At 44.6% G+C, this 13,746-nt stretch carries 11 protein-coding genes; 7 read left to right on the top strand and 4 right to left on the bottom strand.

Translation table 11 applies throughout. The features are described from left to right. Positions 1-263: 263 nt before the first annotated feature. The 5 genes from EHS13_RS29900 to EHS13_RS29880 all read left to right on the top strand — a co-directional run bounded on the left by EHS13_RS29900 (position 264) and on the right by EHS13_RS29880 (position 8,891). On the top strand, positions 264-5,867 hold the full coding sequence (locus EHS13_RS29900; RefSeq protein ID WP_162463317.1) for a CBM35 domain-containing protein: 5,604 nt from the start codon (positions 264-266) through the stop codon (positions 5,865-5,867). Positions 5,868-6,088: 221 nt separating this feature from the next. Further along, positions 6,089-6,676 carry a TetR/AcrR family transcriptional regulator gene (locus EHS13_RS29895; RefSeq protein ID WP_155703878.1) on the top strand — a complete coding sequence of 196 codons (588 nt, stop codon included), beginning with the start codon at positions 6,089-6,091 and terminating at the stop codon, positions 6,674-6,676. A gap of 451 nt (positions 6,677-7,127) precedes the next feature. Then, on the top strand, positions 7,128-7,793 hold the full coding sequence (locus EHS13_RS29890; protein WP_155703877.1) for a nitroreductase family protein: 666 nt from the start codon (positions 7,128-7,130) through the stop codon (positions 7,791-7,793). A gap of 37 nt (positions 7,794-7,830) precedes the next feature. Further along, on the top strand, positions 7,831-8,199 hold the full coding sequence (locus EHS13_RS29885) for a nuclear transport factor 2 family protein (RefSeq protein ID WP_155703876.1): 369 nt from the start codon (positions 7,831-7,833) through the stop codon (positions 8,197-8,199). A 53-nt stretch (positions 8,200-8,252) separates the two neighbouring features. Continuing rightward, a complete protein-coding gene (locus EHS13_RS29880) occupies positions 8,253-8,891 on the top strand; it encodes an FMN-dependent NADH-azoreductase (protein WP_155703875.1) in 639 nt (212 codons plus the stop codon). 93 nt (positions 8,892-8,984) lie between these two features. On the opposite strand, the gene EHS13_RS29875 is transcribed toward EHS13_RS29880, so the two are convergent. From EHS13_RS29875 to EHS13_RS29860, 4 genes are read right to left on the bottom strand one after another with little or no spacing between them, the layout of a single operon-like run. Beyond that, entirely contained in the window at positions 8,985-9,224 is a 240-nt protein-coding gene (locus EHS13_RS29875; protein WP_155703874.1) for a hypothetical protein, read from the bottom strand. A 52-nt stretch (positions 9,225-9,276) separates the two neighbouring features. Next, complete coding sequence (locus EHS13_RS29870; protein WP_227013596.1) at positions 9,277-10,020, bottom strand: hypothetical protein; 744 nt, start codon at positions 10,018-10,020, stop codon at positions 9,277-9,279. Beyond that, entirely contained in the window at positions 10,017-10,559 is a 543-nt protein-coding gene (locus tag EHS13_RS29865; RefSeq protein ID WP_227013595.1) for a tetratricopeptide repeat protein, read from the bottom strand. Before EHS13_RS29865 ends, EHS13_RS29870 begins: the two co-directional genes overlap by 4 nt. Positions 10,560-10,564: 5 nt before the next feature. After that, the gene (locus EHS13_RS29860) at positions 10,565-11,467 is read right to left on the bottom strand and encodes a DUF4915 domain-containing protein (protein ID WP_162463316.1); all 903 of its coding nucleotides are present in this window, start codon (positions 11,465-11,467) and stop codon (positions 10,565-10,567) included. 293 nt (positions 11,468-11,760) lie between these two features. Between EHS13_RS29860 and cysC the strand changes: the two genes are divergently transcribed. Together cysC and EHS13_RS29850 are read left to right on the top strand one after the other, a co-directional pair. Then, complete coding sequence (gene cysC, locus EHS13_RS29855; protein WP_155703872.1) at positions 11,761-12,366, top strand: adenylyl-sulfate kinase; 606 nt, start codon at positions 11,761-11,763, stop codon at positions 12,364-12,366. Positions 12,367-12,386: 20 nt separating this feature from the next. After that, positions 12,387-13,730, top strand: coding sequence for a phenylacetate--CoA ligase family protein (locus tag EHS13_RS29850; RefSeq protein WP_155703871.1), 1,344 nt, complete (start codon positions 12,387-12,389; stop codon positions 13,728-13,730). Positions 13,731-13,746: the final 16 nt, after the last annotated feature.

The raw sequence follows: 13,746 nt of genomic DNA, 5'->3' as shown, positions 1-13,746 counted from the left end.
GGGAGCTAAGTTCTAGCGGATTACGCGCTATTATTGGCTTAAGTCATTTGCCTTTTTTAAATGGCTTAGGCTAAGTTGTATCGGATTACGCACTGATATGGGGGATAGTCACTTGTCACTGTATTGCATTCTAACTAGTCTTAAGTAGAGAGTTAAACTGTATGATCAGATCTGAAAGGAGTGGTGCTTTCTCTAGAATCCATATGAGGATTCACATTTAAATGGTTATAATGCAGCACAAATTTGAGGAGGTATTAATTGACATGCATTTACTAAAGCTGAGTTTAAACAAAAAGTTGATTAAATTGGCAATTATTATTCTTATTAGCGCTTTTATTGCACCTGTAGCTCCATTTGGGATTACACACTATGTACATGCGGCTGGAACGCTCTATTTCGTAGGCGGAGCGGGTGCTTCTGACAGCAATCCGGGTACACCTTCCCAGCCTTTTGCGACGATCCAGAAGGCTGCCAACGTGGCAGTAGCCGGGGATACGATCAATATCCGTACTGGCATTTACCGGGAAACGATCCTACCAGCCAATTCCGGCACAGCCGGCAATCCAATCGTTTATCAGCCGGATGGAGCTGCCGTAGTAACGGTAAGCGGAGCGGATATCGCTGATGGCGGTTGGTCGGTTCACAGCGGCAATATCTACAAGAAGACGATTGCGATGACCAATGGCTATAATGCCAATATGACCAACAATACCACTCTGATGGCGAATCAGGTGTTTGTTAACAGTAAGATGATGATTGAGGCACGCTGGCCGAATCTTCCCGATTCCGATGATTTATTCAACCGGAATAATTTACGCGACGGGTTGGCGGCTACTTGGTCAACATCAGGTACCCAGACGCTTACTGATGCAAGCATTCCGAGTATAAGCGGCGGTTGGGCAGGCGGCACAATCTGGACGAATGGCTGGTTTATCTCGCAAACCCGCAACATTACCGCCAGTACAGGTTCACAGCTTACACTCTCAGGCGGTTCGATCGCTCCGGATTTCAGAAAGTACTACTATCTGACCGGGAAGCTGGGAGCATTAGATGTGGAGAAGGAATGGTTCTACGACGGCACGGAGCTTTATCTGTGGCAGTCAGGCGGAGGAACTCCCTCTACTGTGGAAGTAAAGAAACGGAATTATGCTTTTGATTTGAGCAATCGATCCTATATCACGATCCAGAAGATTAATTTGTTCGCAGCGTCGATCACGACGAACACGAGCAGCACGAACATTACATTGGATGGATTGAATGCCAAATACATCAACCACGATGTGACCTTAACGGATTCCGACGTTAATTACTCGCATACTGGGCAAGTCATTACAAATGTAGGAGCCGCAGGTATCCGCTTGATGGGAGCTAACAGCATCATCAAGAACAGTGAGGTTGCATACAGCTCCAACATGGGAATTGTGTTAGGGGCAGGCAACATCGCGACCAATAATCTGGTGCATGACATCGACTATGATGGATCCTATGCCAGCGCGATTGCGCCAGTCAGCGGGACTGCTGGGCAACAGATTACTTACAATACGATCTACAGAACGGGACGGTCAAGCATCGACTTGCGTCCGCCAAGCAATCAAAACCTCAATATCGGCTATAACGATATGTACCACTATGGGATGCTTAACATGGACATGGGCGCGATCTATTCATGGGGTGATTCTAATCTGAGCGGAACTCGTGTCCACCACAACTGGATCCATGATTCGAAAGCACTTTTGGATGGGCAGGGTATCCAAACAGGGATATATTTTGACCAAGGTGCCGGACCGGTGCAATCAGACCATAATGTGCTCTGGAACAACATGACAGATTATTATGACCAGCATGCCGAGAACAGTGTTACTCCGCAGGTCTTCACACTCTACAATAATACGTTCGGGTCAACGAACTATGCTTCTTACGTGACCTACCAAAACGGACAAACCGATATACTGACCAACAATATTTACCGTGATGAGGTGCTTGTCGTCAATAATTCGACGCATTCGCTCAATAAAACCACGTATCCCGAGTTTCTGAACGAGGGTAACGGCGGGCTGAAGTATCGCTTGAAAACGAATTCGCCGGCAGTTGACACAGGGGCTGAGATTGCAGGTGTAACTGATGGATTTAAAGGAAGCGCCCCGGACATTGGTGCGTATGAGAGTGGCGATACGGATTGGATTCCGGGCTACTCAGCAGCGGGTTATGTGCCAGGATATTACGCCACCGAATTGCCGATTCCAACACCGGCCCCAACGCCAACGGATACATCGGCTCCAGGTACTGTAACGGTCAATGATGATGTGACAGGCACTGGAGAAAATCAATATGAGTACGTGGGAGCCTGGTCCGCAAGTGCGAATACAGAAGCGTATTTGCAAACGGACCACTACGATAATGCGGCCGATGATTACTACCAGATCAGGTTTACTGGAAGCCAAGTGAAGGTATACGGCGAGAAAAATGCTTCTTTCGGTATCATTGCGGTATCCGTTGACGGTGGACCAGAAACTTTGGTGGATCTGTATAGCTCGACCAGGGTCGTCAATACGTTGCTTTATGCGAGCTCTACGCTAACCAATAGCAGCCATATCGTAAAAGTCAGAGTTACTGGAACGAAGAATGCAAGTTCAAACAATACTTATACGACTGCCGACAGAGTTGTCATTACAACGGGTATCGTCACAATCAATGACGATGAAACAGGCACCGGAGAAAACCAATATGAATATGTAGGCTCATGGTCTGCAAGCGCGAATACGCAAGCCTATATGCAAACGGACCACTACGATAACGTAACGAATGACTACTACCAGATCAGGTTCACAGGCAGCCAAGTGAAAGTATATGGCGAGAAAAACAGCTCATTCGGTATCGTCGCTGTGTCCGTTGATGGCGGACCGGAAACGCTTGTGGATCTTTATAGTGCCACCAGACTGGTTAATACATTGCTTTATACCAGCCCAACATTGGCAAATAGCGGCCATACGGTTAAAGTCCGGATTACCGGAACGAAGAATGCCAGCTCAGGCAATACTTATACTACTGCCGATAGAGTTGTCGTCACACTCGGGGTTACGCCGCCACCAGGCACTGTAACGGTCAATGATGATGTGACAGGCACCGGGCAAAACCAATATGAATACGTAGGCGCATGGTCTGCAAGCGCGAATCCGCAAGCTTATCTGGAAACGGACCATTACGATAATGCGGCCAATGATTATTATCAGATCAGGTTTACCGGAAGCCAGATCAAAGTGTACGGGGAGAAGAATAGCTCCTTCGGGATCGCAGCGATATCCATTGACGGTGGAGCAGAAACATTGGTGGACAGCTACAGTGAGGTGAGGATGGTTAATACGTTGCTCTACACCAGCCCTGTATTAGCCTATGGCAGCCATACGGTTAAAGTCCGCATTACCGGAACGAAGAATGCTAACTCAGGTAACACTTATATTACTTCTGACAGGGTTGTTATTCATACCGGCTCCAAATATGAAGCGGAAAATGCTTTGCTGACAGGAGGAGCCGTTGCAAAAACAGACCATACCGGTTATTCCGGAACCGGATTTGCCGGCGGGTTTGAGAATGCTGGCGCTGCCGCTGCCTTTGCTGTGAATGCGGCAACGGAAGGCAGCAAGGATATCACATTGCGATATGCAAATGATAGCACCTCGATTGTAAGTGTTTTTGTTAATGAGGCCAAGATCAGGCAGATTAGCTTGCCTGCTACAGGCGGTTTCGATAGCTGGAGCTACGATACACAGGCATTAACACTGAATGCAGGGGATAATACAATTACCTATAAGTACGACACAAGCGATACCGGTGCTGTAAATCTTGATTTTGTGAGTGTGCCGATTGAAGAGGCTACTACGCCGGTGCCGACTCCAACGCCAGTACCGACTGGATCACCGACTGCAACGCCAACACCGACGCCAACTCCGGTTCCAACACCGACACCAACGCCGGAGCCAGTGCCTGATCCGGGAACCAAGTATGAGGCGGAAGATGCGGCACTTGCGAATGGGGCTGCGGTCAATACGGACCACACGGATTATTCGGGAGCTGGATTTGTCGGCGGGTATGGAAATGCTGGCGCTTTAACTACTTTCACAGTAAATGCGGCGACTGCAGGAAACAAGGATGTCACCTTGCGCTACGCCAACGGCAATAACACATCATCCTTAAGTGTTTATGTGAATGGTGTGAAGATTAACCAGATCAGCTTGCCGGGTACAGGAAGCTGGGATGCATGGGGATACAAAACGGCGAACTTGGCTTTAAATGCAGGGAATAATACGATTACCTACAAGTATGATGCAGATGACATTGGTGCCGTGAATCTCGATTATATTAAAATAGCATTTGATGTGTCGCCTGCTCCTGAGCCAGGAACCAAGTATGAGGCGGAAAGCGCTGAGCTTGCAAATGGGGCATCGATCAATACGGACCATACCGATTATTCCGGAGCCGGGTTTGTTGACGGGTATGGGAATGCTGGCGCTACAACTACCTTCACGTTAAATCTGGCGACAGCGGGAAACAAGGATATCTCATTGCGCTACGCTAACGGTAATAACACATCATCCTTAAGTGTTTATGTGAATGGCGTTAAGATCAAGAGGACCGCATTGCCAGGAACAGGCAGCTGGGATACGTGGGGCTACAAAACGAATACATTAACCTTGCAGGCCGGTGTTAACACAATCGCCTACAAGTTTGATGCAGGAGATATTGGTGCGGTAAATCTCGATTATATCAGCATACCATTTGAGTCTACTCCAACACCGACACCAAGTCCGACACCTACTCCTACGCCAACAATTCCACCATTATTCCAGAATAATGTTGTGTCAGGTGTCACAGGAACAGGGACAGCAGAGATATCCAATCCTGCTGGAGGATACACATTGAATCCGAATTTTGCTTTAGCTTTCACCAGCTATTTTGATCAACAATTCAGTGCGCAGCCTTTGCCACAGGCAGTTGTAACGCCAAGTTCGGTTACAGCGGGGAACAAATCCGTTTCGCAAAACAGCAGTACAATGGCATTGCCGAAACAGGTTTATGCAGGCTCGGTTTCAATAGCTAATGCATATGGGACGATGTCCATTGGTGATTCAACGACCGTAGGAAGCACGGCAATCTACGGCGGAACCTCCTGTACCATCGGAGCAACAACGAACCTGACCATTTATGGGGATGTTGTGTGTAACGGACCACTTGTCTTTACCGGTTACATTAACGGTTTGACGATTCATGGCAACGTGATTGCGGCAGGGGGTATTACATTTAATTCAAGCGTAGGCTCGTTTACGATCGATGGCAGCTTGAGCTCTCAGGGAAGCGTTGCCTTCCAAGGCAGCAATATTGCAGCGGGCCAAATCAATGGCGATCTAATCGGGCATGGCATCAGCTTTCATGGCTTCTCGTCGTTAGCGGTTTTAGGCAATGTGAGCAGCACGCTGGATTTTATGCCAAGCAGCGGGAATTATACAAGCTTCACGATTGGCAAATCCGTATATGTCACGGGCAACTCACAGTTTTCAACCTTCAATAAAGTGGCGATCCAAGGCTCTTATTATGGAAAAGGCGGCATTGATATGCATAACCAAATATCCGGTAACGGTTTAACCGTTGGCAAATCGATGCTTTCTAGAGATTCCGTAAACTTCCATGGCATTGGTGCTCCCGTAAATATCGGTAACTTTATTGGCGCATTAAATCAGCTTAATTTCAATAACAATATTTCGGGCACGGTGAATCTAGGCGGTATAACCGCTGGGAAAGTCAGCATATACAATAATTATGCTCCAGCGAATATATTCATCAATTACAATCCACCAACAGGTGCACAGGGATGATAAGCGGCATTTTATTAATTTAAAAAAGGCGAACCTCCGTGCTTTTCATAAACGGAGGTTCTTCCTTTTTTCATAGCGTAGTTTCTCGTTATTTTATCCATAATTTAAATTGACCTACGGCTGTATGAAAATTTTTATAGTTTACAATCAATCACATCTCCTTGACATTTTGTAGCATAATAAGCTTGAATAAAGAGATGAAGTTTATGGAGGTGGCAATTATGGCAAGAGGACGTCCGCGTGCTTTTGATACGGAAGGGGCTCTAGATTGTGCGCTTCATATGTTCTGGGAGAGAGGGTTTGAAGGTACATCTGTGGCTGATTTAACGGAAGCTATGGGGATTAATCCTCCAAGCCTGTATGCTGCTTTTGGAAATAAGGAAGAATTGTTTATTAAAATTCTTGATCGATATGCGGAGGGACCCGCTATATATATGCGAGAGGCCTTTGCAAAACCTACCGTACGCGAGGTTGTAGAAGGATTGCTGTATGGCGCTGCTGAAGCTACAACTAATCCAGCTACTCCTCTTGGATGTTTAACTGTGCAAGGAGGTATCTCATCTGGAGCATCGGGTGATGCGATCAAGCAGGAATTAAGTGCTCGTCGAGCAGGAGGCGAAAATGCGCTTAAAGAACGGTTCGAACATGCAAAAATAAATGGGGAAATTCCAACTGATGTTAATGCTGAAGATCTGGCAAGCTTCTATGTGACCGTATTCCAAGGAATGGCTGTACAAGCAGGTGCTGGTGGAAGCCGCGAGAAATTGATAAGAATAGCTACTAATGCCTTACGTCTTTGGCCATCTTGAACGCAGAAAATTAATAGTATCCCCTTTAAGTAAACAGTGAAAGCAAGACACCTACTGTTAAACTTAAAGGGGTTTTTTTATGGGCAGAATATCAGTGAACCGCTTAGGGTGTTTTAAATTAAGGAAACATTTTCTTTAAAACAGACCCTATTTTCGCTAACTCTTAAGCTGTAAGGTAATTTTACAGTAAATAACGCAAGAATGGCGCTAACATAAAAAAAATTTCGCTATTAACGCCATTCTTGCGTTATCTGCCTAATAATTCACCCATACAAGTTGTTTTTAGGAAAATCATAACACTAATAGCGAAATTCTTTCCCTAAGAATAGCGGGTCAGATAAGGACTAGAAAGTTACGAGGTTGAGTTGGCTTTTAATTTCCATTTGACATAATATTAGTTAGTATATATATTTAGTGAGTGCTACATAATTAACTCAAACATTAATTGGGAATGGAGGTATACATCTTGTCAACGACATTAACTCACCAAAGTATTCCTTTATCTACCGTTATGCGTGAACGTCGTGCTGTCAGAACTTACGATCCGACATTCAAAATAGCTAGAGATGAGATTAAGGAAATATTGCGAGAAGCCATTCAGGCTCCGTCTGGATCCAATTTGCAGGCTTGGCGCTTTTTGGTTATTGATTCACAACCGCTGAAAGAAAAGCTGCTGCCAATTGCCTACAATCAAAAGCAAGTGGGGGATGCATCGGCTGTTATTGCAGTACTAGGTGATTTGGAAAACTTTAAGTTCACAGAAACAATCTACGATCGTGCTGTTAAAGCGGGACATATGACTGAGGCTGCAAAAGACTCTAAAGTTGAGGGTACACTAAAAATGTATGCAACATTTCCTTACGAGCTTACAAGTAAGTACGCATATATTGATGGCGGACTCGTATCCATGCAATTGATGCTTGCAGCAAAAGCTAGGGGTTACGACACCGTGCCTATGGCTGGTTATGATGTAAACAAGTTTAAAGAAGCATTCGGAATTAGTGAGCGTTACGTTTCAGTCATGCTTATTGCTATCGGAAAAGCGACTAAAGAAGGACATCCTTCCATTCGCTTGACCGTAGATGAAGTGACAAGCTGGAATGAAATGTCATTCTAATTCAAATTTAGTTATTTGGAGGATTGAGGATTAAGATATGAGTACTGCCAGTAACCTTATAGACACGCATCTTAAAATCTGGTCTGATACAAATCGTGATCGACGCAGAGAGTCGATTAATGAGCTCTACGCTGAGAATTGTAAGGTTTATGACCCTTTTTATCCGGACGTATTTGTTGGCCGCGATGCACTAATGACATTAATTGATGAAGTACAGCTGAAGTTTCCTGGGTTTGCATTTAGCATTATATCTGGATCGCTAGATGAACACCATGGAGCAATAAAACTTAGCTGGTTTTATGGGCCAGCTGAAAATCCCAAAGCAATCACGGGTCAGGATTTCTTCCTTATTGAGGATGATTTAATTAGCTCGTTGTATATTTTTATTGAAAAACTCGCGGACTAATTAGTATTAATAATTATTTGAAAAAACTAATGCAACATGAGGAGATATACACAATGACAAAAGTATTATACGTAACCGCACATCCACTAGACCACAGCGTATCCAGCAGCTTGGCTGTAGGCAAGGAATTTTTAGAAGCATACAAAAATTCAAATCCCGATGATGAAATCATTCTATTAGATTTGTACAATATGGATATTCCGTATATTGATGCCGATGTATTCAGTGGCTGGGGTAAGCTTGCTAGCGGCTCAGCTTTTGATCAATTAAGCCCAGAATCTCAAGCAAAAGTATCACGTTTGGGTGAAATTGTAGATCAATTTGTTTCTGCAGATAAAGTTGTTGTCGTCAATCCAGTATGGAACTTTTTATTCCCTCCTATTCTAAAAGCATATATTGACGCGATTTGCGTAGCGGGAAAAACATTTAAATTCAATGAGGCAGGTGTTCTTGTAGGGTTAGCGGCTGACAAAAAATTGCTGCACATTCAAGCTTCCGGCAGCGTACTTTCCGAAGGTCCTTTTCAAGGCTTTGAATTCAGCCACCGTTACCTGACAGCTATTGCACAATTCATCGGAATTCAATCTATTGAAGTTGTTTATGTAGAAGGTGCTGGTGCTTCACCGGATAAGGGCGCGGAAATCAAGGAAAAAGCTATGCAGAAAGCACGTGAATTAGGAAAAAGCTTCTAAACAGAAGCGATCATATGATTGATTTTTTAAAGTGATGCGGAAAGGCCCTAAGCCATAAATTGGCTAGGGGCTTTTCTGCGTGGAATTCCTGTCTTATTTCGCAACTTTCTGATCAAATCCCCCTTTCACAACCTCTAGGCCAGTTGCAAGGGCACCGCTCTTTAGGGCAGTCAAAAGTTTCTCAAGCGTAATATCGAATGGCTGGTTTGGATTACTTACCGCAGTCAGAAGTCGTTGGCCGATATTCTCAGCGCCGCTTCTCATAGTAGCTTTGATGATAGGTTTGGACTTTTTTATAACTTTCTTGAAGATTTTTCTCGGGATACTAGACATGTGTCTCACCTCCTTCCGAAAATCCGGTTCCCCAGAAGTAATGGTTTTTATTCTAGCGCCGACTTTTTTTATTCTTGCGGCGTTTACGACGAAGAGCTGCTTTTTCCTTTTTCTTCTCTTTTTCTACCCAACGGGAGAATGCGTTGCCGATAGCGAGAGCAGCTCCTACCAACATCGACGAGAGGCTCTCGGTCTTGTTGTCTTCAATCTCCGGTTTGCCTTCTAGTGACTGCAGATTTGTACTAAGGAGCTGTTGCATTTCTGGATCTTGGGTTTGGTTCTCCAACCTTTTCCAGCACATCTCAGCATCCTTGTTCCGACCGATTCTGTGGTACGCCTCACCGAGATCATAGACTACTTGCGAGTACTTCTCAGGCTCGAGTGTGCCCTCTTGGCGCATCTCTTGATCGATAAGGAAAGTATAATCTTCAATTACCGTCTGTGTTCGGCGGAAATGCTTCTCCGGCAGCTTGAATACAGCTTTGCCACGAAGCAGTCGGATCAAGCTGTCCTCCGGAGCGGCGGCTACCGCTTTGTCGAGAAGCTTCAAGCCGTTTTTCGACCATTTCAGTTTTTCTAATGGTTTTGTTTTATCCCGAGCAATTAATAGCATTGTGCCGCCATAATATGCGTTGACAAGCGGGTGGGCGGGATTTTCTAATCGCAGCTGTTCAAACAGCCGATTCGCTTCCTGAACGGCGGTTACATCGCCTGCAACGGCATCCCTATATATTTGGGCAGCCTGGTCGAGTCTCTCATTAAATGAGTCAGAATTATCTTGGTTTTGGTTTGTCAATGCTTTCCTTCCTCTCTAAACGTTATTTGGGAGAGACGCTGCAAGACCGCATTCGCTTTGTCCGGTTTTCCAGCATTTTGATAAGCGGTACTGAGGTTTTGGATTACCTCTCTGACTTGCTTTTGGGTAAGGTAACTAGCGTTTTCTTCATAGCGATCAAGAAGGAAGGTGAAGTCCTCGATCGCCGTTTGCAAGCAATGAAAAAAGGACTCCGGCAGTCGCAGACAGACGTTTGCGCGTAACAGCCGAATTTCTTTATCGTTCGGATCTGAATTAATGGCCCGATTCAAGGTATCAAATCCTTCTTGCGCTTTATCTGCTTTTTCCAGAGGTTTAACGGAATCTCGCGCTATTAGAACTAGAGAGCTTCCATAATAGGCTTCAATTAGTGCATTGCCAGGCTCAGCCTCACGGAGTTTTGAGAGATGCTGGTTTGCGCTTTTCACCGCGTTTTTGTCTCCGTCTACACCTTTATAATGGAGCTTTTTGGCTTCCTCGAATTGTTTTTTATGTTTGCTGTCAGTTGCTATTTCTATCACCCTCCCTATGAAAAGTCATGATGAATCACGAGAATCTGGTATATCTGTTGTACAGGAAGCGATACAAAACGGGAGATTCCAGACTCGGGACTGAATACATGGATGCCACTGTCCAAGCTGCGTTTTGCAGATTCTTGTGGTATTCGCAGAACATGTCTCATTCTGCTTTGTCCGATAAAGATCGTATCATCCGTTATAGCAATTCCCCGCGTAAAGCCCGTAACTTGAATCTTAGTCTGGTTTCCAACAACTGCACAGAATGACATGGAGTCGCAATAAGTCAGTTGGCCTTCATGCACCATAACCGTATGAGGCATATGCAAATCGCTAACGACGATATGATTCGCTGGCGCTATATCCAAGCGTTTATTAGGTTGAAAATCGGTTAGGTCAATAGCGACTATCCCACCGTTTTTTTTAGCCGGATCCAGATACCATTCGTCATAAGGAGAAAACATCGAAGCATATAAGATGTTTCCTTCTAACCAAATATCATTGATATGATGAACATCTTTATCTGCTGGATTGAATCGAATTTCTCCTATTCGCATGAATGTATCGACCTCATAGCAACCAATCGCATTGATTTCCGTTTCTACGACAAGTACAGCTTTATCATTCAGCTTTGCGATGCCATGAAAGTCGAGTTTCGGGTGTTTCGTTGTAGATATGAGCTGAAACCGATGATTCATAGTAATAATCTGATTGTCATCAGTCGTAACGATGAGTTGGTCATTTACCCACGTCATTCCTAAACAACTGGCAGTGAACAGCTTCTTTAAAGAATTATGTTTAAAATCTAGTAAAAATAATCCCCCCTCATCCGAGCTGCTAGCCGGACAGCTTATTAGAAGCCGTGTGTAGAGATGTTGAAAATCTGGGCCTTGCTCCAATCCGTATAGCAACACCGATATGTTCCCTCCTTCCTTCATGCTTCCGGAAGCTTCATACTTGATACGATATGTGACTCTCCCATATAGCGATTGGATGAAATACTTACTTTTATAAAAATATACGCTTGTCTGAGTCAAGTCTTTATTTCTTGCATTTAATACAGAGAGAGTAACTAGGAAGGAGGGAAACAAATCAACAACATGATTAATGAAGGATAAGTAGAAAGAATGCTAGAACTGACGCAGAAATCTGCTAATAAAACGGGATCAGCATAGTTGTTCAGGGGGAACGGAATAGGGGGGAGAACTTGTCAGAGAGCAAGATTACATGGTGTCCATCCATTATTGTAAGAGATGACCGCTACCGATTGAATAATCACAAAAGCTGTGTATTGTGGTTAACGGGACTCTCTGGATCTGGGAAATCAACTTTGGCCTTTGAAATAGAAAAGGAGCTTTATAACTTGAATTGCCACGCTTATGTCTTGGACGGGGACAATATCCGTCACGGTTTGAACAATGATCTTGGTTTCAGTCCGGATGAGCGTAAAGAGAATATTCGTAGAATAGCGGAAGTGGCCAATCTTTTTGTAGATGCAGGAATTGTTGCCGTTACGGCATTTATTTCGCCTTATCGAGCGGATCGTGACATGGCACGATCTATTTTTCATAAAGGGGATTTTATAGAGATTTATGTAAAGTGTTCGCTTAGTGAATGCGAAAGACGTGATCCAAAGGGACTGTACAAAAAAGCTAGAGTTGGTGAAATCTTAGAGTTTACTGGGATTTCGGCTCCCTATGAACCTCCAGTTCTGCAGGAGATAACAATAGAATCGGAAAGGCTAACGGTAAGCGAATCAGTTACCCAGATCCTAGACTTTTTAATATTCCATAACTACTTATATAAAGTGTGAAAAAAGATAGGAGGATTTTTATGAAGTTGCAATCCCATAAGATGACGGTTTCCATTGACGAGCATTCATCCCATTTGGAGCCATTCAAAGTTTTTTTCAAGCAATTGGATGATGAAGGAGTAACTATAGAAAAACTGCCTCGGCAAAGAATAGAAGACTATCAGTTGAAAGCTATTAACTCTACGCTTGCTCATATTTGGAACCGGAATGAATATTACCGTTCACAGCTGGTAGCGGCAGGCTTCACAGAACCGAAAATCGAAAGCCTAGAGCATTTAACTTCTATACCATTGTTGAAGAAAGCCGTTATAAGAGGAGATAAGCAGAAGATCTTGTGCGTTGATCATAAAGAAATTGGTCAGGTTCACCTGACAAGCGGGACCTCGGGGGTACCGACTTATACCTCCTACACCTTAGCTGATCAATATATATACGACTTGCTGCCGAAATATTTGGAATTGTTTAAGGAGTCGGAAGTGGATGTGGCGGCAATCGCGCTGCCGTATGAATTTGCGCTGCCAGGTCTTGGATTCCAGCGGTTGTTTCAATTTGCGTTTGGAATGGCAGTGCTGTCGCTTGGTAAAGGCGGATACATGGCTCCTGTCGATAAGTCATTGGAATTAATGAAGGAATACCAAGCTACAGTCCTAGCTACGACCCCTTCCTATGCAGCGCTCTTGGCGGAAGAAAGCGAGCGGGCTGGCATTAAAATAGGTGAAGATATCCGATTGAAGAAAATTTTACTTACGGGTGAAGGCTGTTCTGCCACCTTCCGAGAGCGGCTGGAAAAATGGTGGGGATGCGAAGTATCTTTCTTCTACGGCTCAACGGAATGCGGGGGAGTTGCTGTTGAATGTAGTGAACACAATGGGTATCACGTGATGGAAGGACATGTAAAAGTAGAAATCATCGATCCGGTTACGGAGGAACGGCTTCCTAACGGCAGAACGGGTGAAATCATTGTGACGACACTGCTGCGCGAAGGAATGCCAATGGTGCGCTATCGCAGCGGGGATATCGGTAATATCCAAAAATCCAATTGCGCTTGCGGCATCACAATGGATCTTCTGCACCTGAGAGGCAGAATGGAGAACATGCTGCACCTGGGAGGTGAGGACTATTCTCCATTCATGATAGAACACTTCCTCATGGAAATCCCCGATGTGGGTATGTGGTATCACTTCAAGTTAAATCAAGGAGTCTTTAAGATTGAAGCTGAGCCATTTCGGACGGAATTAAGCGACGAGCAATTGGCAGCGAAAATCCGAAAGCATATGTCTGACCGGATCGGGATTGATTGCGAGGTAGAAATCAGGCACGATATCCCTCGTACATTCGGTAAAGCGACCCGTGTATTCATTTAACGGCATGGAACAAGGA

This window comes from Paenibacillus psychroresistens, assembly GCF_009728935.1.
GTDB classification, from domain to species: Bacteria; Bacillota; Bacilli; order Paenibacillales; family NBRC-103111; genus Paenibacillus_AC; species Paenibacillus_AC psychroresistens.
Note: the sequence above shows the minus strand (reverse complement) of the source record. Positions and strands in the feature narration are given on the sequence as shown.

Bases quoted from the DNA above. Each gene is read 5' to 3' on its own strand.
- EHS13_RS29900 (WP_162463317.1), top strand. From the start codon at position 264: ATGCATTTACTAAAGCTGAGTTTAAACAAAAAGTTGATTAAATTGGCA.
- EHS13_RS29890 (WP_155703877.1), top strand. From the start codon at position 7,128: ATGGAGGTATACATCTTGTCAACGACATTAACTCACCAAAGTATTCCT.
- EHS13_RS29875 (WP_155703874.1), bottom strand. From the start codon at position 9,224: ATGTCTAGTATCCCGAGAAAAATCTTCAAGAAAGTTATAAAAAAGTCC.
- EHS13_RS29850 (WP_155703871.1), top strand. From the start codon at position 12,387: ATGAAGTTGCAATCCCATAAGATGACGGTTTCCATTGACGAGCATTCA.
- EHS13_RS29880 (WP_155703875.1), top strand. From the start codon at position 8,253: ATGACAAAAGTATTATACGTAACCGCACATCCACTAGACCACAGCGTA.
- EHS13_RS29885 (WP_155703876.1), top strand. From the start codon at position 7,831: ATGAGTACTGCCAGTAACCTTATAGACACGCATCTTAAAATCTGGTCT.
- EHS13_RS29895 (WP_155703878.1), top strand. From the start codon at position 6,089: ATGGCAAGAGGACGTCCGCGTGCTTTTGATACGGAAGGGGCTCTAGAT.